The following is a 23,794-nucleotide window of genomic DNA, read 5'->3' on the forward strand; positions in this document are numbered from 1 at the left end:
ATATTTGCCTAAGTTTGTCTCGATTTGTTAAACCATGTCTGTATGAAAAGCCATCATAAATTCCTATTGAATAAGAAATTTCGGATTCAAAGATTTCCATTGCTCCTGCGAGTGGTTGTAGCCATTATATTGGGACTTATTTTGGGGCGGTTGCTGCCCGAACCGGTGGGGCGTGTGTTCATTACATTCAATTCTTTATTCGGAGAATTCCTTTCTTTCTCCATTCCGCTGATAATCTTGGGCCTTGTGGCTCCTGCCATAGCTCATTTGGGACGAGGTGCAGGCAAATTGCTGGTACTTACGGCCGCCATAGCCTATATTTCTACGGTATTCTCGGGCTATTTTACCTATTTGCCTTGCATGGAACTCTTTCCTGACATCATTTCTCGCGAAGCAATGCCGGATGGTATCAGCAAAGAAACCGCCATGGGATTGCTGCCTTATTTTCAGGTACAGATGCCTCCTGCTTTACAAGTGATGACAGCTCTGGTACTTGCTTTCACATTGGGGCTGGGCATGGCTTTACTGAAAACAAGGTATTTGCAAAATGTATTTGACGACTTCAGAAACATCATCTCGATTGTTATTGAGAAGGTTATCATTCCTTTGCTTCCATTCTATATTTTCGGTATTTTTCTAAATATGGTCCGCAATGGAGAGGCATTTGCTGTATTGGCACAATTCTCTAAGGTGATTGTCGTAATATTTACGCTTCACATTCTGCTTCTTCTCATTCAGTTCACGATAGCCGGTGTAATAGGGCGTAAGAATCCTTTGAAACTTTTGCGCACCATGTTGCCCGCTTATGCCACGGCCCTGGGAACCTCATCTTCGGCCGCCACCATTCCCGTAACATTGAAGCAGACTATCAAAAACGGAGTGCAGGAAAACATTGCGGGCTTTACGGTGCCTCTCTGTGCTACGATTCACATGGCCGGAAGCACCATGAAAATTACAGCCTGTGCACTGGCCATTATGTATATGAACAATATGTCTATTGAATTCGGCACGATCAGCCGATTCATCTTCATGCTGGGTATTACGATGGTAGCCGCTCCCGGCGTGCCCGGTGGGAGCATCATGGCAGCCTTGGGGTTGTTAAGCAGTATCTTGGGTTTCAACGAACAGTTACAGGCACTAATGATTGCCCTCTACATAGCCATGGATAGTTTTGGCACGGCTTGCAACGTAACGGGCGACGGAGCCATTTCGGTGATAGTGGACAAAATAGCAGGAAAGGAAGGTAGATGTTGTCAAAATAGAGAATAAATTTTATATAAGAATAATGATGAAGAATATAGTTTATGCATTGGCATGTGCATCAGTACTTTCACTTGCCGCATGTTCGTCGCAAAATAAGCACAAGAAAGAAAACGTGCAAACGTTGCAACAAGACAGCATAGAAGTATTTGCACCGCAACGTATGCAAGTTTCTGATATAAAAACAGCTTTCACATATAAAGGAAAAGAGTATCAATCTTCTGTGCTTCGCCACCCTGACGAGACACTGCCTATTGTGAAAAACGAACAGGGAGAGAAGTTTGTGGACAATCGTATAACGTTGCGCATCAGTTGTGAAGGTAAACTGTTGGTGGACAAAGTATTCACAAAAGAAAGCTTTGCATCACTGATTGATGCAGAGTTCATCAGAAACTCCATTCTCGAAGGATTGGTCTATGATAGAACTACCCCGGAAGGAATGATATATGCAGCCAGTGTCTGTTATCCGCAATCGGATTTGTATATACCCATCCGGCTGCTTATTACAACCGGCGGAAAGATATCCATGACCAAAGAAGAACTGATGGAGGATTATCAAGCGGACAGCATCAATTGACATCTCATTTTAAACGCATTCCTTGATATACAAAAATAACTCATGAAAGAAGTAGGAGAGACCTCGACTTTCATGAGCTATATGTGTTCAAAACAGGTAATCAGTTTCTGAATTCCAAGCCGGTTTTCAGCTTATTGACATCTACCATAATCGGTTTACTACGATCCACTTCCTGAGCCAGTAGTTTCTTCGACAAATCATTCAGCAAGTAATGCTGGATAGCACGTTTCACCGGACGGGCACCAAATTCAGGGTCATAGCCGGTGTCGGCAAGAAAATCGATAGCGCCATCTGTCAATATCAACCCAACGCCGTTGTTGGAAAGCATCTTCTGTACACTTTCAATTTGAAGAGTGACAATTTGTTTAATTTCCTTCTCTGTCAGAGGCAGAAACATGATTGTTTCATCAATACGATTCAGGAATTCAGGACGAATGGTCTTCTTCAGCATGTTCATCACTTCCTTCTTAGTTTCCTCAATCACTTCCTCCTTGTTGGCGTTGTTAAGCTTTTCCATCTGACTTTGAATATAAGCGCTGCCCATATTGGAAGTCATGATGATAATCGTATTCTTGAAATTCACGGTACGTCCTTTATTATCGGTCAGACGCCCGTCATCAAGCACTTGCAGCAGGATATTGAATACGTCCGGATGTGCTTTTTCTATTTCATCGAACAGTACCACAGAATATGGCTTGCGCCTTACGGCTTCAGTCAACTGTCCGCCTTCATCATAACCTACATATCCCGGAGGTGCTCCAACCAAACGAGAAACACTGTGCTTTTCCTGATACTCACTCATGTCAATACGTGTCATCATGGTTTCGTCATCGAACAAGAACTCGGCCAAAGCCTTTGCCAATTCGGTCTTACCGACTCCTGTGGTACCTAAGAATAGGAATGAACCGATAGGGCGTTTGGGGTCTTGCAACCCTGCACGACTGCGACGCACAGCATCGGCCACGGCTTCAATGCCTTCATCTTGCCCGACAACCCGTTTATGCAACTCTGCCTCCAGATGCAACAGTTTGTCTTTTTCGCTTTGCAGCATCTTGCTCACCGGAATGCCTGTCCAGCGCGACACCACGTCGGCAATATCTTCTGCATCCACTTCCTCTTTAATCATCGCTTTATCTCCTTGCATTTCGTGCAACTTCTGTTGCGTCTCCTCGATTTCTTTGTTCAGCGATTGCAGTTTGCCATAACGAATTTCAGCGACTTTTCCATAATCACCTTCCCGTTCCGCTTTGTCAGCTTCAAACTTCAGGTTCTCAATCTCTACTTTATTTTGCTGAATTTTGTTGACCAGCGTTTTTTCATTCTGCCATTTAGCTTTGTAAGAGTTTTCCTGTTCCTTCAGTTCGGCAAGCTCCTTACCGATTTGTTCCAGCTTAGGCTTGTCGTTCTCGCGTTTAATGGCTTCACGTTCAATTTCCAATTGTTTGATTTTACGTGTAATCTCATCCAGCTCTTCCGGAACGGAATCGACCTCCATGCGCAGTTTGGCGGCGGCTTCATCCATCAGGTCAATGGCCTTGTCCGGCAGAAAACGATCGGTAATATAACGATTGCTTAGTTCTACAGCCGCAATGATGGCATCATCCTTGATTCGTACATGATGATGATTCTCATAACGCTCTTTCAAGCCACGCAAAATGGAAATAGTGCTGAGTGTGTCCGGCTCGTTCACCATTACAATTTGAAAACGCCGTTCCAGCGCCTTGTCTTTTTCAAAATATTTCTGATACTCATCAAGGGTAGTAGCCCCGATGCTTCTCAGTTCACCACGAGCCAACGCTGGCTTCAATATATTAGCAGCATCCATGGCTCCTTCACTCTTTCCGGCACCTACCAACGTATGGATTTCATCAATAAAGAGGATGATATTCCCTTCTGATTTTTTCACTTCGTTGACGACGGCTTTCAGTCGTTCTTCAAACTCTCCCTTATACTTGGCACCGGCAACCAATGCCCCCATATCCAATGAATAAACTTGTTTGTTTTTCAAGTTTTCGGGTACGTCGCCACGCAGGATACGATGGGCAAGCCCTTCTACAATAGCAGTTTTACCCGTACCCGGTTCTCCGATAAGAATAGGGTTGTTCTTGGTACGTCGACTCAGAATTTGCAGTACACGACGAATTTCTTCGTCACGGCCAATCACAGGATCCAGCTTGCCGCTACGTGCCGCCTCATTCAGGTTAAGAGCATATTTTTCCAACGATTGATAGGTCTCTTCACTGGATGGCGAGGTCACTTTTTCCCCTTTCCTCAATTCATTAATGGCTGCACGCAATTCTTTCTCCGTCATTCCGGCATCTTTCAAGATGGCAGAAGCGGTACTTTTTACGTTGAGTAATGCCAGCAACACCGGTTCCAGAGAAACGAATTCGTCTCCCATTTCCTTTGAGTATTGCACAGCTTTTTGTAACACTTCGTTAGCTTCACGGCTCAAGTATGGCTCTCCACCCGACACTTTGGGTAAGGAATCAATCTGTTTGTCGGCAACGAGCGCAATCTGTTGTCCATTCAAACCTAATTTCTGGAAGATGAAATTGGTTACATTTTCGCCTACTTTCATCACACTCTGAAGCAAATGTACCGGCTCAATGGCCTGCTGTTTCCGGTTTTGTACCAGATTCACGGCTTCTTGCATAGCTTCTTGTGCTTTAATGGTAAAATTGTTGAAATTCATATATTGTTCTCCTTTCTATATATCTGTTTTATGACACAATGGAAGTTGCAAAAGAATTGCCAATGGCATATTTCAGACATTTTTTCAACTTTTAGATTGAAAATTTGACAATTTGTCTGATAATCTGCCAAAACTTTTTCTTACCTTTACGGCTCGAATTGTAAATTAACAAGCAATGAGAGGCAGCATAAGGTTCTCTGAGAATGTGATATTGATAGATGTTGCATTTTTGAATGAAATCGTTTACGATATAAAAAACGCTTTGGAGATAAGATTGGAACGTAAATTAGCTCATGTTGATTTACCGGCATGGCTAAGCTATTTGGCATTGGATTCCGGACTGAGGGAGAAAAACAATAAAGTGGAAGTGATATTAGTGCACGACCAGTTGGCACTGACATTAAACAGTTGTGAGCCGTCTGACTTGAAGAGTTTGGAGAATATGGCTTGCCGTACGCCACTTGGTGAATTTTTATTCTCTTCCGTTTCTTCTTCAGGACTTGTTCCCACTGAAAATTTGTATATTGATTTGATGAATCTGGCACTCGTCTCTGCTGATGTGAAATGTCTGATGCTACTGCCATTCCATCCGGCATATGGCGAAAAAGTGGAAGATGCATTATGTAATTTCTTTAAGAACAAGAATGAAGAAGAGTGCAATAAAGCCGTATATTTCACCGTGGGAGAACCTCTGCACTCAGTCTATTGCCGGTGCGAACGGATATTCTATTCTTTGGCACACGCCCTCGGCATTAATTCTGATGACCTATAATATCCACAATATAAACAACGATAATAAATCTATGTTCAGTCGCGAAAACAGAAACAATACAATGCATGGCATTTTATTGATTGCTCTATTCTCTTTTTCGGCTTTTTATATTGCCGAAATTCCTTTAGTGAAAAGTCTCTCTTTCAGTCCTCTCATTGTGGGTATCATTTTGGGAATGGCCTATGCCAACAGTTTGCGAAACCACATGCCGGCAACCTGGGTACCCGGCATTAAGTTCTGCTCTAAGAGAATTCTGCGTATAGGTATCGTATTATATGGTTTCCGTTTAACTTTGACACAAGTAGCGGAAGTCGGATTACCGGCAGTGGCAATTGACGCCATTATTGTAACAGGGACTATTTTTATTGGCATTGGCTTGGGAAAACTTCTGAAAATAGACAAAGATACCTCACTGATTACTTCTACGGGCAGTGCCATTTGCGGAGCGGCTGCCGTATTGGCTGCCGAACCGGTCGTTAAATGTGAAGGACATAAAACGGCCATTGCTGTATCCACTGTGGTTATTTTCGGTACAATATCCATGTTCCTTTATCCGATAATGTATCGCACAGGCTTGTTGGATGCATTGAACAATATAGAAGTTGCCATCTATACAGGAAGTACTTTACACGAAGTGGCGCATGTGGCGGGTGCCGGAAATGCAATGGATCCCACAGATGCTCTTGGCATTGCCGGAACAGCGACCATTACGAAAATGATTCGTGTGATGATGTTAGCTCCGGCATTGGTAATCATGAGTTTTGCCTTATCAAGGCGTAAGAAGGCTGGTGCTGACGGCAATGTTGCAAAGAGAAAAATCATGATCCCTTGGTTTGCGTTTGGCTTTATCGGAATAATCTGTCTGAACTCTTTTTTACAGTATCTCTGTGGAGCGGAGACTATTAAAGATATTCCTTTTAATGGAGCTATCGAATATATTGATACTTTTATGCTGACAATGGCAATGACAGCATTGGGGACTGAAACCGGTATTGATAAATTTAAGCAAGCAGGAGCGAAGCCTTTTATTCTGGCTTTCTGTCTCTATATATGGTTAGTAGTCGGCGGTTATCTACAAGCAAAATATCTGGTTCCGGTGTTAACATATTGAATTAATAGTCTATAGTTCTGAAGCCTTCACCATCATATAGACTATTTATACGGATATTCAGTCCTTTCTTACCTTTCAGCAAACCGGATATTTTATCTAATTTGAAAGAGACCAATCCATTGGTCACAACCTGTTGAGCAGCGTTGTATGCATTGTGGCGAAATTCAACATTGACGTAATTCGATTTATTTTTTTCATTGGTAGCAGCTTCGTTGACAATGAGGTTCAGCATGTGCTTATCCGCATGATCATTGCTACGATAAAACTGATATTTGATGTTTAAATAATTCGCCGCAATCCACAAGTCTGTGATATTGATACGATCATCGCCGATGCTATCTGCTTTTGCGGCAGGCATGAAATAAATATCCTTGGTCAGGATATTCTCAATGCGATGTATCTTGCCATTGTAGTGATATCCTTTTATTGTTTCATTCAACTTACTGAAGTTAACAAAAGCACGCTGTCCGTCCACTATGGCATAGTTATGAATAGAGGTCGTATCTCCCGGATAGAGTTTACTTCCTTCGTCCAATGCAAAATAGTATTCTTTTCCTTCAATAACTCTCACGGTACCGATGGCAAATAAAGAGCTACCATCGCTATCGTATGGACCGTTCATATCCGAATCATTCATACAAGAATGAAATATAGAGATAAAAAGCACCCCCAATATCCATGTCACAATTATTTTCCTCTTCTGCTGCTTCATAACTAATTTTATCCTTTTTTTAAAGAAACACTTTTCGAAACTGAATACTGCACAATGGATTGTTAAAAGAAATAAAACTCATGTTTTTCTCTCAATATCATGCAGTATTTTTGTATCAATATCATTTATCGGATAAACACGTGTTGAAAAAATATAATGGAAGAAAAAGAACTGGCAGAACGGTGTAGGCTGGGAGAGAGTGTTGCCCGCAAAGAACTCTATGAGTTGTTTGCGGGGCGTATGCTCGGTATATGTCTCCGTTATACAGGCGACCGAGAGACTGCCAGGGATTTGATGCATGACGGCTTTCTGAAAATCTTCAACTCTTTTGACAAATTCACGTGGAGAGGACAAGGTTCTCTGAGAGCATGGATGGAGCGTATTATGATAAATACGGTATTACAATATCTAAGAAAAAACGATGTGATGAATCAAGCCTCGACTTTGGAAAATGTCACGGAGATTTACGAAGAACCGGAGAGTTCATCAATAGACATCATTCCTCAGAAAGTGCTGATGCAATTTATCAGTGAACTACCTACAGGCTATCGTACCGTATTTAATCTATTCATTTTTGAAGAATTGTCTCATAAGGAGATAGCCCGGCTTTTGGGAATTAATGAAAAATCCTCCGCTTCACAGTTGACTCGCGCCAAAGCATCTCTGGCAACCAAGATACGCGAATGGGTAAAAAACAACGAATAAATAAAGGAAGAAGATATGGAAGATGATTTATGGATAAAAAAAATAAAAGACAGGCTGGACGATTATTCCGAACCATTGCCTTCTTCCGGATGGGAACAGCTGGAAAAAGAATTATCTGCCTGTAGCAACTCATCAATGAAAAAAACTAAGAATAGGTTTCTTTTCCACCGTTGGGGCATGGCGGTTGCGGCTACATTTCTGCTGACGATTTCTTCTATCAGCTTATGGCTACTGAAAAGTTCAGTGGGAGAGGAGTTGCGCAACACTTCAGTACCAGCTTTAGCCTTCACACCTGATTTCTTGCCCAACCAAACAGAACCTGCAACACAAATCAGCCCTTCAACACCTGCTTATCAGATAAATAAAGGTTCTATGACAGTAGGTGAAACAAAGCAATCGCCTTTATTGGCACAACAAATAATGATTTCGGCAGATAGTGAAGAAAAAAAAGAAGAAACTGTATCTTTTGAAATAAATAACGAAAACATAAACGATAGGCAAGTGCCCGAATCGACGATAAAAGAAGAAAAAGTGAATCGCTATCATCCGTCAGGGAAAGATAAGATACATCTTCAAGCCAATAAACAGTCCGCATCCGGCAGAAACAATAAAAGATGGGCAGTAGGATTATCTATCGGTAATATCGGCGGGAGCTCTCCAAACAATTCGACAGCTGACAGAGGTTACATGCAGATGAGTCCCGGCAATGTCATCAATATGGACAGAATGGATCTATCATTTACAGCCAGTAATGTGATCGCTATCCCCAAAGGACAAGATCTTATATTTAAGGACGGAATGCCTTACTTGCAGCGCAATGTAAAAAGTATTGCTTCCATCGAACACAAACAACCGTTAAGTTTTGGCATTTCCGTCAGGAAAGAACTTAATAATGGCTTTTCGATAGAAAGCGGTGTAACTTATACGTATCTTGCTTCCGACATTACCTTTGAGGGAAGTTTGGATAAATTGAGTCGGAAACTGCACTATATTGGCATCCCGATACGAGCCAACTGGAACTTTATTGATGAGAAGCGTTTCACAACATATATTTCAGCCGGTGGAAATGTAGAAAAGTGTGTTTATGGCAAGATTGGAAGTGAAAAAGAAACGGTAAAGTCCTTACAACTATCTGTGACAGCTTCCGTGGGAGCGCAATACAATGTAAACAAAAGAATAGGTTTGTATGTGGAACCGGGAATATCTTATTTTTTCGATGATGGATCTATGATACAAACCATAAGGAAAGAAAACCCCTGCAACTTTACATTACAAGCAGGAATCCGTCTGACTTATTAAGGTTATGGGCGGCACTAAGAATCTTCATGAACTCTTTTTCAATAATGTGGAGTGCATTCATAGTGATTGATAATCGGGGACGTCTTGCAGGAAGTGGTAACTACCACGTTCATAATCCATACGACAACAATAGTGCTGAAGCCCATTCGTCACTATCAGGTAATCAACTTTCAATACCATATTGTATCGTGTAATCTGGTCAAACACTCTCTGTGTAATGGCAATGTCAGGAGCTTTATATTCTACAATCATACGTGCTGTGAGGTCTCTTCTATAAAGCACAGTGTCACAGCGTTTTTTCGTTCCATTCAATTGCACCTGCACCTCGTTTGCCATAAGCGCCTGCGGATATCCCTTATGCTCCAACAAAAAATGGACAAAATGTTGGCGCACCCATTCTTCGGGAGTTAAAGCAACATACCGGCGGCGTATCACATCAAAAACCGTATTCTTTCCATCTTGAACGGCTATTTTTACATCAAAAGGAGGCAAATTCAGTACTGTCATATTTAAAAAGAGAACATCGGCAATTGCCGTTTCATCTAATTTTATTTTTTCTAATCTACTTTTTTATTGTATTTTTGTGAGTTAAATAACTTGTTTCTCATTGTTTGGGAGCAAATTTAATAAAATCTTATGAAAACAAAGCAAGAAATAGTAGCTAACTGGCTCCCTCGCTATACCAAACGTGCCTTAGAGGATTTTGGAGAGTATATCCTGTTGACCAACTTCAATAAGTACGTAGAGATTTTTGCAGAGAAGTTTGATGTTCCTATTCTTGGCAAGGATTCCAATATGATATCTGCCAGCGCCGAGGGCATAACGATCATAAACTTTGGAATGGGAAGCCCTAATGCAGCTATTATCATGGATTTATTAAGTGCCATTCATTCCAAAGCTTGTTTGTTTCTTGGCAAATGCGGAGGCATAGATAAGAAAAATAGAATAGGGGACTTGATTTTGCCTATTGCTGCCATCCGGGGCGAAGGAACTTCGAATGACTATTTCCCTCCCGAAGTCCCCTCATTACCCGCATTTATGTTGCAGCGTGCCGTTTCTTCGGCTATTCGCGACTACGCTCGCGACTACTGGACGGGCACTGTCTATACAACCAACCGTAGAATATGGGAGCACGACGAAGGGTTTAAAGAATACCTTAAGAAAACCCGAGCCATGGCCGTCGATATGGAGACAGCCACCTTGTTTAGCTGCGGTTTTGCCAATCATATTCCCACCGGCGCTCTTTTATTGGTATCCGATCAACCCATGATTCCGGAAGGAGTGAAAACCGATAAAAGTGATAACATGGTCACTCAAAACTATGTTACCGAACATGTTGAAATAGGTATTGCTTCCCTGCGCATGATTCTTGATGAGAAGAAAACAGTGAAGCATCTGAAATTTGATTGGTAATCTCAACAAAAAATTAATCTCCATAAACATATAGCATACACCCTATGGCAAAGCAAGAAACAACATACGATGATATTCTAAAAGAATTAAAAGCCGGACAATATCGCCCCATCTATTATCTAATGGGAGAGGAAGCATATTACATAGATCTTATTTCTGATTATATCATAAACAACGTTCTCACAGAAACAGAAAAGGAGTTTAACCTGAGTGTTGTTTATGGAGCCGATGTAGATATTGCCACTGTCATCAATGCGGCCAAGCGGTATCCAATGATGTCCGAACGCCAAGTTATAGTTGTAAAGGAAGCTCAGGCCATCCGTAACATGGAAGAGCTTTCATACTACTTGCAGAAGCCATTAAACTCTACTATTCTGGTCATGTGCCATAAGCATGGCGCATTGGATAGGAGAAAAAAACTGGCTGCCGAAATAGAGAAAGTAGGCATTTTATTTGAGTCAAAAAAAGTCAAAGAGGCGCAACTGCCGGCATTTATCACCTCCTATATGAAAAGTAAAGGAGTAGATCTTGAACCTAAAGCCACCTCCATGCTTGCCGATTTTGTCGGAACCGACCTCAGCCGTATTACCGGAGAACTGGAAAAACTAATAATCACTCTTCCCAAAAATCAGACACGTGTTACCCCTGAACAGATAGAGCGTAATATCGGAATCAGCAAAGATTATAATAATTTCGAACTGCGCAGTGCCATAGTAGAGAAAGATATACTAAAAGCCAACAAAATAGTAAAATATTTTGAGGAAAATCCCAAAACCAATCCAATTCAAATGACTTTATCTTTACTTTTCGGCTTCTTCTCCAACCTCATGTTGGCTTATTATGTTCCGGAAAAGTCTGAGCAGGGAATAGCCGCCTTCATTGGATTGAAAACTCCCTGGCAATCTCGTGAATATCTAACCGCAATGCGTAGGTATAGTGGAGTAAAGACTATGCAAATAATCGGAGAGATTCGATATGCCGATGCAAAATCCAAAGGAGTGCAAAACGCTTCTCTAAGCGATGGAGACATTCTTAGGGAATTGGTGTTTAAGATTCTACATTAATATACTCTTTCAAACTTGCCCAAGAACATTTTTCTCTATCACTTTTAATATATCTAAAAATGGAAGATAAAAGAATATAAATCAATCACTTACTCCAAAATTTAATTCACGAAAATCTTTTTTTCAGACTAACAGTACTCTGGAGACAGAATATAGCAAAGATTCTGTATTTCATAAGCGTTCATAGAAAGTAAAATTGTTTCTATGAACCAACCTTTAGCTTTTATACCGGATATAAATCTTTTATAAGAAGTCCGACACATCTTCCTCTCCAATAAAAAGAATAGTATTCGCACTTCAAACAAACCATATAGTTGTAATTTACAATTATGTAAAAATAACTTTGTAATAAAAAGCACTTTTTTATTGTGTTAACTAGTTGGGTAGCAATCACAATTATGAAATTGCATGTGCGCATACAAATACAGCCTTTTAAATTTAATAACGTAATACACCGCTTTACAGAAGTAGAACATTGCATGTTAACCTTTAAACGAAAATCAATAAACAGCTAATAATAAGAAATATATATATTTATAATATAGTAACAGAGTATATGTGGGCGTATTATGTTCCAAATAAATGTAATACTAATGATATAAGCAAAATATTAGTATAATAACTTGCTAATAACAAGCAATATATGTATATTTGTTAAATTATAACTCGTGCGACAAACTACAACACTAATAACATTTTATTCACAATAATGATACCGTTGTGGTCATAAGCTTTTCAATCGCAATATTTACATTGCCAAATAATATTTGCTTTTGTGAAACATTTTATTTACTTTTGTAATCGAATAAAAAATAAGCATTATCGTAATAATAGAACTATCATGAGCATAAAAGACAGATTCAAGATGGTTATGGATCGGGAAAAACTAACAGCTGTAGCCTTTGCCGAAAGTATAGGTGTAGCCCAATCTACTATTTCTCATATCTTAGGGTCCCGGAATAAATATCCAAGCATGGATATAATTCTCCGATTACATGATCGATATAGTGACATAAGCTTAGATTGGCTGCTCACCGGGGCAGGTAACATGAGTAATGAATCTACTACTGCGACAACAAGCGATAAATTTGACTATCCATTATTTGCTGAGAATCGAGAAAATCTATCCGGCAGGCCGGATGAAGCCGAAAATCACAAGGAAATGGCAATAGAAATAGCCCAAAGTGGAAATAAAGAAGTTGTAAAACAGGAAGTTATCTATAAAGAAAGGCCTCTTAGAAAAATTACCGAGATAAGAATTTTCTTCGATGACAACACGTATGAAACTTTCAAGCCTGAGACTAAGTAAGCAAAACAGCTCGAAGTTTCTTCAGACCTTTTAAAAGGATGATTTTGTTTTGTGTTATCTTTGCACTCGAAAGAAATACTCCTCCTTTATAGATATGAAAAAATTCATTTTAGATCTGACAGTGACAGAGAACCTTCGCTTACATGCCAACTATGTATTGCTGAAGCTTATTTCTCCATCCTCACTTCCGGAAATGCAGCCGGGACAATTTGCAGAGATTCGTGTGGATAATTCACCCGCCACATTCCTACGTCGTCCTATCTCTATCAACTACGTGGACAAAGAGCGTAATGAGGTCTGGTTCTTAATTCAATGTGTTGGCGAGGGAACCAAGCATTTAGGAGAAGCTAAAATTGGTGATAAAATCAATGTCATATTACCGTTAGGAAATAGCTTCACAATGCCTCGGAAAGCCTCAAATAAGCTTTTATTGGTAGGTGGAGGTGTAGGAACAGCACCGATGCTATATTTAGGTCAACAACTAACGTTAAAAGGCCATAAACCCACCTTCTTATTAGGTGCCAGGAGCGATAAAGACCTGCTTCAATTAGACCAGTTTGCCGCTTACGGTGATGTATGTACTACGACAGAAGATGGCAGCCATGGAGAAAAAGGCTACGTGACCCAACATTCCATACTAACTAAGGTAAAATTTGAACAAATATACACTTGCGGCCCCAAGCCCATGATGGTAGCCGTGGCCAAATATGCCAAAAGTAAAGGAATCAATTGCGAAGTGTCTTTGGAAAATATGATGGCATGTGGCATAGGCGCCTGCTTATGTTGCGTGGAAAATACTACCGAAGGGCATTTATGCGTATGTAAAGAAGGTCCTATTTTTAATATAAACAAACTATTATGGCAGATTTAAATGTAAATATTGGTGAACTACGAATGAAGAATCCGGTAATGACGGCATCCGGAACATTTGGGTATGGTTTGGAATTTGCCGATTTTATCGAATTAGCGCGAATAGGAGGTATAATTGTAAAGGGAACCACTCTTCACAAACGTGAAGGTAACCCATATCCTCGTATGGTCGAGACTCCTTCGGGTATGTTAAACGCTGTAGGACTGCAAAATAAGGGTGTTCATTACTTTGTTGAACACATTTATCCATCTATTAAAGATATACAAACCAATATGATTGTAAATGTTTCGGGTTCTGCCATTGAAGATTATGTTGAAACTGCTGCAATTATTAATGAACTTGACAAAATTTCTGCTATAGAATTGAACATTTCCTGCCCTAATGTAAAACAGGGAGGAATGGCATTTGGCATCACTGTCAAAGGAGCTGAAGAAGTGGTAAAAGCTGTCCGTTCAGTTTATAAAAAGACGCTTATAGTGAAACTTTCGCCCAATGTTACTGATATTGCAGAAATAGCCCGTGGCGTTGAAAATGGAGGTGCAGATAGCGTTTCCCTCATCAATACCCTTCTTGGAATGGCAATTGATGCGGAACGCAGGCGTCCCATACTCTCTACTGTGACCGGTGGTATGTCCGGAGCAGCCGTAAAACCTATCGCTCTGCGCATGGTATGGCAAGTGGCTAAATCAGTAAAAATACCCGTCATAGGGATAGGAGGAATTATGAATTGGAAAGATGCTGTGGAATTTATGCTTGCAGGCGCCACCGCCATTCAGATAGGTACCGCAAATTTCATAGATCCCACAATAACCGTGAAGGTTGCAGATGGAATCGACAACTATCTAAATAGACATGGATATACATCTGCGAAAGATATAATAGGCGCACTTGAGGTATAAGAGGTAACAAATAGTTGCCGTTCGCACTATTTATTCACAAAAAAGGACATTCGTAGGAGAGGTCCTTTTTCTTTTTATTTACATTAGTCGGATTATTTATTCCAATAAATCCGGACGCAATCTGCGAGTCCGTTCTAACGACTGCTGCAATTCCCATTCCTTAATCTTAGCCTCGTGACCTGATAGTAAAATATCAGGAACTTTCCATCCTTTATAATCTGCCGGACGCGTATAGACCGGTGCGGCCAGCAGGTTATCCTGAAAAGAATCGGAAAGCGCAGACTGCTCATCAGAAATTACTCCCGGTATGATACGCACGATGGCATCGGCCATCACAGCGGCAGCTAATTCTCCACCGGTCAACACATAGTCTCCGATACTGACTTCTTTCGTTATCAGATACTCGCGAATCCGGAAATCAATCCCTTTAAAATGCCCGCAAAGGATGATGAGATTTCGGGCAAGAGACAATGTGTTGGCCATTGGTTGGTCAAACCGCTCTCCATCTGGAGTGGTGAAAATTACTTCATCGTAATTCCGCCGGGACCTCAATGTGTCAATGCAACGTTCAATAGGCTCTATTTTCATAACCATTCCGGCAAATCCTCCAAACGGATAATCGTCTACACGCCGATACTTATCATCTGTATAATCGCGAAGATTATGTATATATATATCAGCAAGCCCCTTATTTTGAGCACGTTTCATGATAGAGCAATTAAAAAACCCCTCAATCATCTCAGGCAAGACTGTAATAATGTCAATACGCATATACTGCTTTTCTATAAAATTAGTTCGAAATGTGGATGAGACGAATCAATCGCTCACCCTGATATAATTTCGAGTACAAAAATAGTGCAAGTTGAAAGTAAAAACAAAAATAATGTTGTTTTTACTGGAATACAGTCCCATTTTGAATAATAAAAACACAAATATTCGAGGAGAAACCCGTAATTTTGTATCCAAAAAATACGCAATTATACCTATGACTGCAAAAGAAAAAATAGACAGCCTCCGTGCCGAACTGCATCGGCATAACTACAATTATTATGTGCTCAATGCTCCGGAAATATCAGATAAGGAGTTTGATGACATGATGCGTGAACTGCAAGAGATAGAACAGAGTCATCCTGAATACCAAGATAATAACTCGCCCACAATGCGGGTTGGAAGCGACATAAACAAGAACTTCACACAGGTAGTGCACAAATACCCCATGCTCTCATTAGGAAATACCTACTCCGAAGGTGAAGTAACCGATTTCTATGAAAGAGTGAAGAAATTGCTGAATGAAGATTTCGAAATATGTTGCGAATTGAAATACGATGGTACCTCCATCTCACTGACTTACGAAGACGGCAAATTGATATGTGCCGTCACTCGCGGTGATGGAGAAAAAGGTGATGATGTCACGGATAATGTAAAAACAATCCGCAGCATTCCACTGATTCTTCATGGCAATTATCCGAAAACTTTCGAAATCAGAGGAGAAATTCTAATGCCCTGGGTGGTTTTTGAAGAATTGAACCATGAGAAAGAGGCTCGCGAAGAACCTCTTTTTGCCAATCCGCGTAATGCGGCCTCGGGTACACTCAAGCTACAAAACTCCGCCATTGTAGCCTCCCGTAAGTTGGACGCTTACCTTTACTATCTTCTGGGAGAAGATTTACCTTTCGACGGTCACTATGAAAATCTGCAAGCTGCATCTAAGTGGGGATTTAAAATGTCTGAACACACGAAAAAAGTGCGTAGCTTGAATGAAATCTTTGAATACATCAATTATTGGAACACCGAACGCAAAAAACTCCCTGTGGCCACGGATGGTATCGTGCTAAAGGTGAATAGTTTGAGACAACAAAAAAATCTTGGTTTCACAGCCAAATCTCCTCGTTGGGCCATAGCCTATAAATTTCAGGCAGAACGTGCCCTAACACGCTTGAACAAAGTCAGTTATCAGGTGGGGCGTACCGGTGCCGTGACTCCTGTAGCCAACCTGGAACCGGTACTGTTGTCCGGCACTGTTGTGAAAAGAGCTTCTCTGCATAATGCAGACATTATTGACGGGTTGGATTTACACATGGGCGATATGGTATATGTGGAAAAAGGCGGTGAAATTATTCCCAAAATAACCGGGGTTGACAAAGATGCCCGTACCATGCTTATCGGTGAAAAAGTGAAGTTTATAACCCATTGTCCCGAATGTGGCAGCAAACTGATACGCTATGAAGGCGAAGCGGCTCACTATTGTCCCAATGAAACGGCTTGCCCCCCCCAGATTAAAGGGAAAATAGAACATTTTATAAGCCGGAAAGCCATGAATATAGATGGATTGGGACCGGAGACCGTAGATGCATTCTATCGATTAGGCCTGATAAAAGATACCGCTGACCTATACCACCTTCAGATCGGCGATATAAAGAACTTGGAACGTATGGGCGAAAAATCTGCCGAGAACATCATCAATGGCATTGCAGCAAGCAAAGAAGTTCCTTTTGAAAGAGTTCTTTTTGCGTTAGGCATACGCTTTGTGGGCGAGACAGTGGCCAAAAAAATAACCAAATCGTTTACGGACATTGAGGAATTAGAAAATGCCAACCTTGAAAAGCTGAAAAACATCGATGAAATCGGTGAAAAAATAGCCCAAAGCATTGTTACTTACTTCTCCAATTCATCCAATAGAGAGTTAGTGGCACGTTTAAAAGAAAGTGGCTTGCAGTTCTGTCGGCAAGAAGAAAATATGAGCGAACATACCGAGAAATTGTCCGGGCAATCCATCGTAATCAGCGGTATATTCACTCACCACTCAAGAGAAGAGTACAAAGATTTGATTGAGAAAAACGGAGGAAAAAACGTAGGTGGCATTTCATCCAAGACAAGTTTTATCTTAGCCGGTGATAATATGGGACCTGCCAAATTAGAAAAAGCACAGAAATTGGGAATAAAGATTGTGAGCGAAGATGAGTTTTTGACGCTTATTTCCTAACATTTTCCCACAAAATGTTTTTTATAGCTTATATTTGCAGGCTAAATGAAAAAAAACGTACATTTGCGTGTCACTACTTAATTAGAGTTTACTTTATTACTCATGATACAGGCCAAATTGAAAGGAATGGGGGTAGCACTGATTACTCCGTTTAAAGAGGATGAAAGCGTTGATTACGATGCATTAATGCGTTTGGTAGACTATCAACTTCAAAACAATACAGATTTCCTCTGTGTGCTTGGCACTACGGCAGAAACTCCGACTTTAACAGAAGAAGAGAAGAAAAAAATCAAGAAGATGGTTATCGAACGTGTAAACGGCAGAATCCCCATTCTGCTTGGTGTGGGCGGAAACAACACCCGCTCTGTCGTAGAAACACTGAAAAAAGACGATTTCACCGGAGTAGATGCCATTCTTTCTGTTGTGCCCTACTACAACAAACCTTCGCAAGAAGGTATTTATCAACATTATAAAGCCATTTCGGCAGCAACAGAATTACCCATCGTGCTCTATAATGTCCCGGGGCGCACCGGAGTAAATATGAAAGCAGAGACAACTTTACGCATTGCCCGTGATTTCAAAAATGTAATAGCCATTAAAGAAGCCTCAGGAGACATTACGCAGATGGATGATATCATCAAGGATAAACCCGCAAATTTTGATGTTATTTCGGGTGATGACGGCATAACTTTCCCCCTCATCACTTTAGGGGCCGTCGGTATCATTTCTGTTATCGGAAACGCGTTTCCCTGTGAATTCAGCCGTATGGTACGCTTGGCGCTACAGGGAGATTACGCAAATGCACTGACCATCCATCATAGGTTTGCAGAGCTTTTCAAACTTTTGTTTGTAGATGGAAACCCGGCCGGCGTAAAAGCAATGCTCAATGCCATGGGGATGATTGAGAACAAGCTTCGGCTGCCATTAGTGCCAACCCGAATCACAACCTTTGAGGCCATGCGTAAGATTCTTAATGAGCTAAACATCAAATGCTAAAAACGATTAACAAGCGTTTACCTCCAAGAGGTATGGACATCGGGCAGGAAAGTGTCTACTATATCAGCATGACTTAGGAGGAAGTGACTACTGAAGTAGTACAATATTCTAAACAGAAAAAGCGTCTAGCTAAATCAGGAAAAGACATTGCATGCGTAAAACGATGAATTTCTTTATGTTATAAGAATATCCAATCAATACGTTTTCAGAAAGTTTCAAACTCCCCGAATTTTTCTCCGGGATGTTCTGGAAAGGGAGAGAAAAAACAAAAGAACCTCTGCACTTGCGGAGGCTCTTTGTGATCGCGACAGGATTCAAACCTGTAACCGGCTGATCCGTAGTCAGCTACTCTATTCAGTTGAGCTACGCGACCCTTTTGGTATGTGAACTGTGACCGCGACAGGATTCAAACCTGTAACCGGCTGATCCGTAGTCAGCTACTCTATTCAGTTGAGCTACGCGGCCTTTTGTTTTAACGGGTGCAAAGATACGTACTTTTTCCTAATTAGCAAATGATAAAGGAGTTTTTTGAATATTTTTTATTCGACAAAACGATAATTGAACAGTTGCCAACCTATGGTCATCCCCACGTTCCACTCTCTTCTTGGTGAGCTATAATGATTTAAATAGGCAGAGATTGCTCCGAAAGGTAAATGACAAATGAGAGAAATCTCTCCCATATATTCAAAACGAGAAAATGTTTTTCCATAATAAGCCTTGTTTAAGGCATTCTTCCTTATCGGAAAAATGGGTGCGAATCCATAAAACTCGGTTCGAAGATGAAACTTGTTGTTTATAATATAAACAGGTTTGATGCCGGCCGCTACATACTGATTGGCACGGAAAGCCTCATTATACATCAATTGACTGTGCGGAGTCGGCGCGAATTCTCCGGCCTGCATCATTGTTGCCGCATAATTTTCGGAAAAGTTCTTCGATGAATAGAGTGCTTCTGCCATCCACCCTAACGTCAACTTGGGCGTCATTGTGTGATATGCCTCTTTCACATAAGAGATTTGCAACCATGACTGACGTTCCTTGATACTACTTTTTTTCTCCTGTTTATTACCTGGCAAAAAGGTTTCTCTACCCGTAAAAATCTGTGCGACCAGTTTCTCCCAATATCCTTTTGTTGGATATTGGCGTGCATTCAAAGTACTTCCACAAAAACCGATGGAACCTCCCCAAAGCTTATATGTATTCCTGTCAGAACGGTCCTTATCAAAGTCAATGAGGCTGGACTGAAAATAGTTATCGACTAACTTGCCATATCCAAAACTGAATTCGGTGCGTTTATTCGCTAAAAAGGGAACAGACACCATGAGTTTCGCGAAACGTTCTTCTTTTGAATTGAATGATGGCTTATCATTCTTTGAGAACAATTTATCTTTTTTGTAGTAATCGAACGTACTCACCGAAGTGATAAAACGAAAAGATATAGGGATGCGAGTAGGTAAGTCTATCTTTGCCATTAATTGAGCATTATTATAAATCTTTCCCAGCTGGCCATCAAAAGTTATTTCTTTGGGATAGTAATTCAAACTCTGATATCCCACTCCGAAATAAATCTGATTCGAACTGGTAGTAGACACGCTTCCACCTAATCTCGCAGTGAGATTATCCTCCATCTTCACTTTTAAATGCAGTTCATACAAATCTGTTTCAGGATTATAAACCGCATGAGGCACAATTTCCGATATCATATTATCTGCCAGCAAACGAAAATAACCTCGTTTCATATCTTCATAAGTAAATACCTCGTAGTCTTCATCATGAAACTCTTTCTTAATATAAGATTGTTGCCGTTCGTTAGCTCCCTCTATAAATATTTTTCGAAAGCGGAACTGAGGCAGGTTGCTCCTGAAAACCAAACGCCGGAGGCGTACATTATCCATATTCACCCTACGGTTAATGCGACTTCTGATGGAATCCATCATATTCAACGCCCGATTGTAGCCTATGTCATGCAACTCCTGCAAGCGGTCAAAATCCAACAGATTCACGTCATCGTACTTGAAAGTCATCACAATGCCTAACGAATCGGGGATAGTATAGTCGGTTTTTTGCATTATCATATTTTCCAACTGGCTCATCAAATCATTTTCCTCCGGCTTTCCCGGGTTGCCGGCTACTACACTGCCTATAATTACATCCGGATGAAAATCTTCGCGCATCACGTCGGTGGGGAAATTATTATAGATCCCCCCGTCATAAGCAAGTACACCGTCTATCTCTATCGGCTTGAAAACAAAAGGGAAACTCATGGAAGCACGCACGGCGTCTCCCAAATCACCTTTACTCAGCACCAAAGGCTTTTTATTGTATACATCGGAAGCTATACAACGAAATGGTACAAATAATTTATTGAAATTGCCTTTGCAAGTCGCTGTAGCGCGTGCAAACAATTCTACAAAAACCAAATTCATCTGTACCGGATTGACCATACTTGTGGGAAGTATCTGCGGCTTTACCTTCAGAGAATCCCTGAATGAGAAACGAATATTGAAAAACTCCGGCGAAAGACGATTCTTCTTAAAATAATATTCGTATTTGGACTCTACCTTACCTGAATACCAACGCTTGAAATCGGGCGAACGCAACAAAGACTCCATATCGTCAGGAGAATACCCCATAGCATACAAAGATCCGATAATGGCCCCCATAGACGTTCCGGTTATATAATCAATGGGGATATTGTTCTCTTCCAAAGCGCGGATGATGCCTATATGAGTCATGCCTTTTGCTCCGCCACCACTCAATACAAGCCCCACTTTCTGGGCTTGCGCCATAAGGATACATAAAAGAAACGAGAAAAATAATAAAAATCTTTTCATGGCCATACTAGTCCGATTAAGACAAATATTGATGCTCCAAATATAAAAAATAGTTTCCAAAAATGCGGTATCCGACGAAAAAAACATCCTGAAACCCATAAAAACGGAACAAGGGCATTACGCCCTTTTCAAAGTCGTAATACCCTCGCCATAAATAAGCAATGAAAGATTATTTAATTAATTCAATGCTTCTCTTGACAAAATTGTTCAAAGCTTCACCTTTCAGCATTCCATTCTGCAGCAATGCTAAATCTATCAACTGACGAACCACCTTGTTCTTGGTAGCATAAGTGGCATAAACCTCTTCTTTCCGTGTTTTCAGCTCATTCCATTTCTTATCCAGCCCGGCAGTTTCTTCTTTTTCGGCCGTTGTAATATCCTCGTCTTTCTTGCCTTCTTGTTGTTTTTTCAATTCATTACGCTGTTTGTCAACATCATCCATTTCTTTTTGAATAGAGACTATAAGCGAGTCGCATTCCTTGGTTTCATCAGCTACGACCTCTTTCACCAACTCATGATCTGCATTCAGTATTAGGCTATACATATCAGGCATTTCGCCATAAAACCTCATCCCTGCTTGAATATTAGCCATTTCCTTCATGCGACGCATATACTCGCTCTGAGTAATCATTACCGGGAAAGCACGTTCTCCCAAAGATTGGGTCATGACGTTGAACTCCGTTTTTTCAATTTTAGGCAACTGACTCTTGAAGATGACGGAGAGAGCTTCTTGTTTATCTGCTTCCAACGGTTCATGTCTCTTGTCTTCTTTAAGAATCAAATTATCAACCACATCACTATCTACACGAGTAAAACGAGTCTTCTCAAGCTTCTGCTCCAGCATACTTACCACAGCAATATCCAGTTGGCCATCCATCAACAGCACATTATATCCCTTATTTTTGGCAGACTCGATGTAGCTATATTGCTCTTCCTTATTGTTGGCATACAGATAAATCAGGTTGCCGTCTTTATCCGTCTGATTGTCTTTAACCAAAGTCTTATACTCCTCAAAAGTATAGCACCTACCGTCGGTATCGTTGAAAAGGGAGAAGTCTTTTGCTCTGTCATAGAAATCTTCTTGCGTAAGCATTCCATAATTGATGAAGATCTTCAAGTCGTTCCACTTTTCTTCAAACTGTTTGCGGTCATTCTTAAATATGGATTGTAAACGGTCAGACACTTTTTTAGTGATGTATGTAGATATTTTCTTCACATTGACATCGCTTTGCAGATAGGAGCGAGACACATTTAAAGGGATATCAGGTGAGTCGAGTACCCCATGTAGTAGGGTTAGGAAGTCAGGAACAATACCTTCTATAGAGTCCGTCACATATACTTGGTTGCAATAGAGCTGAATCTTATTCTTGTTCAATTCAATATTGCTCTTCACTTTTGGGAAATACAGAATACCGGTAAGATGGAACGGGTAATCTACATTCAGATGAATCCAGAATAATGGCTCGTCAGACATTGGATATAGATTGCGATAGAAGTCCTTGTAGTCTTCATCTTTCAGTTCGCTGGGTTTGAGTGTCCACAGCGGACTTGTATTATTAACAATGTTGTCTTCGGTTGTTTCAACTTGCTTGCCGTCTTTCCACTCCTTTTTCTTACCAAATGCAACCGGAATAGGAAGAAAACTGCAATATTTACTCAGCAAAGAAGAGATTCGTGTTTCTTCAAGAAACTCTTTACAATCATCGTCGATATAAAGGATGATATCCGTACCGCGCTCTACCTTATCAGCATCTTCAATCATGAATTCAGGACTGCCGTCGCAGGTCCACTTCACAGCCTGAGCACCTTCTTGATAAGATTTAGTAACAATTTCAACCTTTTTGGCCACCATAAAAGCCGAATAAAATCCTAATCCGAAATGACCAATAATGGCATTTGCGTCATTTTTGTATTTCTCCAAAAAGTCATTGGCACCGGAAAAGGCTATCTGGTTAATGTATTTATCTATTTCTTCGGCTGTAAGTCCAATGCCACGGTCGGACACGGTAATCGTATCCTTTCCCAATGAAACATGCACAGTCAAATCGCCAAGCTCACCTTTGTACTCTCCAATAGCGGAAAGCGTCTTCAACTTTTGCGTGGCATCAACTGCATTGGAAACCAGCTCACGAAGAAAAATTTCATGATCACTATACAAGAACTTTTTAATAACAGGGAAGATATTTTCGGTAGTTACCCCTATATTTCCTTTTTTCATACTGATAAATTATATTTTGAGGTTTTATGTTTTTATCGTTTTGGCAGAGTTGAGACAAAAAAAATGCCAGCCTCTA

General features: G+C 40.7%; 19 protein-coding genes and 2 tRNA genes. 13 read left to right on the forward strand and 8 right to left on the reverse strand.

The annotated features are described in order from the left end of the window. Positions 1 to 42: 42 nt before the first annotated feature. Together C4H11_RS01795 and C4H11_RS01800 are read left to right on the forward strand one after the other, a co-directional pair. Positions 43 to 1,269: a dicarboxylate/amino acid:cation symporter gene (locus C4H11_RS01795; RefSeq protein ID WP_106040243.1), complete on the forward strand. Its 1,227-nt coding sequence runs from the start codon at positions 43 to 45 to the stop codon at positions 1,267 to 1,269. A 19-nt stretch (positions 1,270 to 1,288) separates the two neighbouring features. Further along, positions 1,289 to 1,837, forward strand: a complete 549-nt coding sequence (locus C4H11_RS01800) for a DUF4738 domain-containing protein (protein ID WP_106043009.1) — start codon at positions 1,289 to 1,291, stop codon at positions 1,835 to 1,837. Between the two features lie 100 nt (positions 1,838 to 1,937). Here the strand turns inward: C4H11_RS01800 and clpB are convergent, their stop codons facing one another. Beyond that, positions 1,938 to 4,532, reverse strand: coding sequence for an ATP-dependent chaperone ClpB (gene clpB, locus C4H11_RS01805; RefSeq protein WP_106040244.1), 2,595 nt, complete (start codon positions 4,530 to 4,532; stop codon positions 1,938 to 1,940). A 262-nt stretch (positions 4,533 to 4,794) separates the two neighbouring features. On the opposite strand from clpB, the gene C4H11_RS01810 reads away from it, so the two are divergent. Together C4H11_RS01810 and C4H11_RS01815 are read left to right on the forward strand one after the other, a co-directional pair. Then, a complete protein-coding gene (locus C4H11_RS01810; RefSeq protein ID WP_234819852.1) occupies positions 4,795 to 5,304 on the forward strand; it encodes a DUF6621 family protein in 510 nt (169 codons plus the stop codon). Between the two features lie 31 nt (positions 5,305 to 5,335). Further along, complete coding sequence (locus tag C4H11_RS01815; protein ID WP_106040246.1) at positions 5,336 to 6,415, forward strand: YeiH family protein; 1,080 nt, start codon at positions 5,336 to 5,338, stop codon at positions 6,413 to 6,415. 1 nt (position 6,416) lies between these two features. On the opposite strand, the gene C4H11_RS01820 is transcribed toward C4H11_RS01815, so the two are convergent. Further along, a complete protein-coding gene (locus C4H11_RS01820) occupies positions 6,417 to 7,127 on the reverse strand; it encodes a NigD1/NigD2 family lipoprotein (RefSeq protein WP_106040247.1) in 711 nt (236 codons plus the stop codon). A 156-nt stretch (positions 7,128 to 7,283) separates the two neighbouring features. Here C4H11_RS01820 and C4H11_RS01825 point away from each other — a divergent pair, with 156 nt between their 5' ends. Together C4H11_RS01825 and C4H11_RS01830 are read left to right on the forward strand one after the other, a co-directional pair. Then, positions 7,284 to 7,832 carry an RNA polymerase sigma factor gene (locus C4H11_RS01825; RefSeq protein WP_106040248.1) on the forward strand — a complete coding sequence of 183 codons (549 nt, stop codon included), beginning with the start codon at positions 7,284 to 7,286 and terminating at the stop codon, positions 7,830 to 7,832. A gap of 15 nt (positions 7,833 to 7,847) precedes the next feature. Then, positions 7,848 to 9,131, forward strand: a complete 1,284-nt coding sequence (locus C4H11_RS01830) for an outer membrane beta-barrel protein (protein ID WP_106040249.1) — start codon at positions 7,848 to 7,850, stop codon at positions 9,129 to 9,131. A 57-nt stretch (positions 9,132 to 9,188) separates the two neighbouring features. Here C4H11_RS01830 and C4H11_RS01835 read toward each other — a convergent pair whose 3' ends face one another. Continuing rightward, positions 9,189 to 9,638 carry a type I restriction enzyme HsdR N-terminal domain-containing protein gene (locus C4H11_RS01835; protein ID WP_106040250.1) on the reverse strand — a complete coding sequence of 150 codons (450 nt, stop codon included), beginning with the start codon at positions 9,636 to 9,638 and terminating at the stop codon, positions 9,189 to 9,191. A 129-nt stretch (positions 9,639 to 9,767) separates the two neighbouring features. Here C4H11_RS01835 and C4H11_RS01840 point away from each other — a divergent pair, with 129 nt between their 5' ends. The 5 genes from C4H11_RS01840 to C4H11_RS01860 all read left to right on the forward strand — a co-directional run bounded on the left by C4H11_RS01840 (position 9,768) and on the right by C4H11_RS01860 (position 14,687). Then, positions 9,768 to 10,544, forward strand: a complete 777-nt coding sequence (locus C4H11_RS01840; RefSeq protein WP_106040251.1) for an AMP nucleosidase — start codon at positions 9,768 to 9,770, stop codon at positions 10,542 to 10,544. Between the two features lie 44 nt (positions 10,545 to 10,588). After that, positions 10,589 to 11,608, forward strand: a complete 1,020-nt coding sequence (gene holA / locus C4H11_RS01845; protein ID WP_106040252.1) for a DNA polymerase III subunit delta — start codon at positions 10,589 to 10,591, stop codon at positions 11,606 to 11,608. An 841-nt stretch (positions 11,609 to 12,449) separates the two neighbouring features. Continuing rightward, positions 12,450 to 12,917, forward strand: coding sequence for a helix-turn-helix domain-containing protein (locus C4H11_RS01850; RefSeq protein ID WP_106040253.1), 468 nt, complete (start codon positions 12,450 to 12,452; stop codon positions 12,915 to 12,917). 94 nt (positions 12,918 to 13,011) lie between these two features. Next, positions 13,012 to 13,788: a dihydroorotate dehydrogenase electron transfer subunit gene (locus tag C4H11_RS01855; RefSeq protein ID WP_106040254.1), complete on the forward strand. Its 777-nt coding sequence runs from the start codon at positions 13,012 to 13,014 to the stop codon at positions 13,786 to 13,788. After that, complete coding sequence (locus tag C4H11_RS01860; RefSeq protein ID WP_106040255.1) at positions 13,776 to 14,687, forward strand: dihydroorotate dehydrogenase; 912 nt, start codon at positions 13,776 to 13,778, stop codon at positions 14,685 to 14,687. Before C4H11_RS01855 ends, C4H11_RS01860 begins: the two co-directional genes overlap by 13 nt. Positions 14,688 to 14,783: 96 nt before the next feature. Here C4H11_RS01860 and trmD read toward each other — a convergent pair whose 3' ends face one another. Beyond that, positions 14,784 to 15,458 carry a tRNA (guanosine(37)-N1)-methyltransferase TrmD gene (trmD, locus tag C4H11_RS01865; protein WP_106040256.1) on the reverse strand — a complete coding sequence of 225 codons (675 nt, stop codon included), beginning with the start codon at positions 15,456 to 15,458 and terminating at the stop codon, positions 14,784 to 14,786. A gap of 214 nt (positions 15,459 to 15,672) precedes the next feature. Between trmD and ligA the strand changes: the two genes are divergently transcribed. Together ligA and dapA are read left to right on the forward strand one after the other, a co-directional pair. Further along, the gene (gene ligA, locus C4H11_RS01870; protein ID WP_106043011.1) at positions 15,673 to 17,670 is read left to right on the forward strand and encodes an NAD-dependent DNA ligase LigA; all 1,998 of its coding nucleotides are present in this window, start codon (positions 15,673 to 15,675) and stop codon (positions 17,668 to 17,670) included. A gap of 102 nt (positions 17,671 to 17,772) precedes the next feature. Then, positions 17,773 to 18,666: a 4-hydroxy-tetrahydrodipicolinate synthase gene (gene dapA, locus C4H11_RS01875; protein WP_106040257.1), complete on the forward strand. Its 894-nt coding sequence runs from the start codon at positions 17,773 to 17,775 to the stop codon at positions 18,664 to 18,666. A gap of 299 nt (positions 18,667 to 18,965) precedes the next feature. Here dapA and C4H11_RS01880 read toward each other — a convergent pair. The 4 genes from C4H11_RS01880 to htpG all read right to left on the reverse strand — a co-directional run bounded on the left by C4H11_RS01880 (position 18,966) and on the right by htpG (position 23,718). Then, positions 18,966 to 19,039, reverse strand: a tRNA-Arg gene (locus C4H11_RS01880). An 18-nt stretch (positions 19,040 to 19,057) separates the two neighbouring features. Then, positions 19,058 to 19,131, reverse strand: a tRNA-Arg gene (locus C4H11_RS01885). Between the two features lie 74 nt (positions 19,132 to 19,205). Next, positions 19,206 to 21,500, reverse strand: coding sequence for a patatin-like phospholipase family protein (locus C4H11_RS01890; protein ID WP_106043013.1), 2,295 nt, complete (start codon positions 21,498 to 21,500; stop codon positions 19,206 to 19,208). A 169-nt stretch (positions 21,501 to 21,669) separates the two neighbouring features. Next, positions 21,670 to 23,718, reverse strand: coding sequence for a molecular chaperone HtpG (htpG, locus tag C4H11_RS01895; RefSeq protein ID WP_106040258.1), 2,049 nt, complete (start codon positions 23,716 to 23,718; stop codon positions 21,670 to 21,672). Positions 23,719 to 23,794: the final 76 nt, after the last annotated feature.

Origin of the sequence: Bacteroides zoogleoformans (genome assembly GCF_002998435.1) — a bacterium.
In the GTDB taxonomy this organism is placed as follows: Bacteria; Bacteroidota; Bacteroidia; order Bacteroidales; family Bacteroidaceae; genus Bacteroides; species Bacteroides zoogleoformans.

Excerpts from the sequence above, each read along its gene's own strand:
- C4H11_RS01795 (WP_106040243.1), top strand. The coding sequence starts at position 43 with ATGAAAAGCCATCATAAATTCCTATTGAATAAGAAATTTCGGATTCAA.
- C4H11_RS01800 (WP_106043009.1), top strand. The coding sequence starts at position 1,289 with ATGAAGAATATAGTTTATGCATTGGCATGTGCATCAGTACTTTCACTT.
- clpB (WP_106040244.1), bottom strand. The coding sequence starts at position 4,532 with ATGAATTTCAACAATTTTACCATTAAAGCACAAGAAGCTATGCAAGAA.
- C4H11_RS01815 (WP_106040246.1), top strand. The coding sequence starts at position 5,336 with ATGTTCAGTCGCGAAAACAGAAACAATACAATGCATGGCATTTTATTG.
- C4H11_RS01820 (WP_106040247.1), bottom strand. The coding sequence starts at position 7,127 with ATGAAGCAGCAGAAGAGGAAAATAATTGTGACATGGATATTGGGGGTG.
- C4H11_RS01825 (WP_106040248.1), top strand. The coding sequence starts at position 7,284 with ATGGAAGAAAAAGAACTGGCAGAACGGTGTAGGCTGGGAGAGAGTGTT.
- C4H11_RS01830 (WP_106040249.1), top strand. The coding sequence starts at position 7,848 with ATGGAAGATGATTTATGGATAAAAAAAATAAAAGACAGGCTGGACGAT.
- C4H11_RS01835 (WP_106040250.1), bottom strand. The coding sequence starts at position 9,638 with ATGACAGTACTGAATTTGCCTCCTTTTGATGTAAAAATAGCCGTTCAA.
- C4H11_RS01840 (WP_106040251.1), top strand. The coding sequence starts at position 9,768 with ATGAAAACAAAGCAAGAAATAGTAGCTAACTGGCTCCCTCGCTATACC.
- holA (WP_106040252.1), top strand. The coding sequence starts at position 10,589 with ATGGCAAAGCAAGAAACAACATACGATGATATTCTAAAAGAATTAAAA.
- C4H11_RS01850 (WP_106040253.1), top strand. The coding sequence starts at position 12,450 with ATGAGCATAAAAGACAGATTCAAGATGGTTATGGATCGGGAAAAACTA.
- C4H11_RS01855 (WP_106040254.1), top strand. The coding sequence starts at position 13,012 with ATGAAAAAATTCATTTTAGATCTGACAGTGACAGAGAACCTTCGCTTA.
- C4H11_RS01860 (WP_106040255.1), top strand. The coding sequence starts at position 13,776 with ATGGCAGATTTAAATGTAAATATTGGTGAACTACGAATGAAGAATCCG.
- trmD (WP_106040256.1), bottom strand. The coding sequence starts at position 15,458 with ATGCGTATTGACATTATTACAGTCTTGCCTGAGATGATTGAGGGGTTT.
- ligA (WP_106043011.1), top strand. The coding sequence starts at position 15,673 with ATGACTGCAAAAGAAAAAATAGACAGCCTCCGTGCCGAACTGCATCGG.
- dapA (WP_106040257.1), top strand. The coding sequence starts at position 17,773 with ATGATACAGGCCAAATTGAAAGGAATGGGGGTAGCACTGATTACTCCG.
- C4H11_RS01890 (WP_106043013.1), bottom strand. The coding sequence starts at position 21,500 with ATGAAAAGATTTTTATTATTTTTCTCGTTTCTTTTATGTATCCTTATG.
- htpG (WP_106040258.1), bottom strand. The coding sequence starts at position 23,718 with ATGAAAAAAGGAAATATAGGGGTAACTACCGAAAATATCTTCCCTGTT.